This is a genomic window from Bradyrhizobium sp. WSM4873 (assembly GCF_055811355.1).
On sequence record NZ_JBVVPS010000142.1, the window covers coordinates 1 to 275 of the forward strand.

The following is a 275-nucleotide window of genomic DNA, read 5'->3' on the forward strand; positions in this document are numbered from 1 at the left end:
GGTCATCTGTTTGTCTTCCGCGGTCGCCGAAGCGATCTTGTGAAGGTGATCTGGCACGATGGCCAGGGAGCATGCCTGTTCACCAAAAGGCTGGAGAGAGGGCGGTTCATCTGGCCTTCGGTTGCGGGCGAAGCAGTGACGATCTCTCCGGCGCAGATGGGCTACCTGTTGTCCGGAATCGATTGGCGCAACCCGCAGGAAGCCCAGCGTCCGACGCGGATCGGATAGCCGTTTTGGGTTTGAATCTGCTGCTTGATCTGATTCAATGGCTTCAT

1 protein-coding gene is annotated in these 275 nt (G+C 57.8%); it reads left to right on the plus strand.

Annotated elements, in window-relative coordinates; translation table 11 throughout:
* Positions 1-228 (plus strand): IS66 family insertion sequence element accessory protein TnpB (tnpB, locus tag AC0L21_RS38125; RefSeq protein WP_473267162.1); only part of this gene is annotated, 228 nt, incomplete at its 5' end.
* Positions 229-275: the final 47 nt, after the last annotated feature.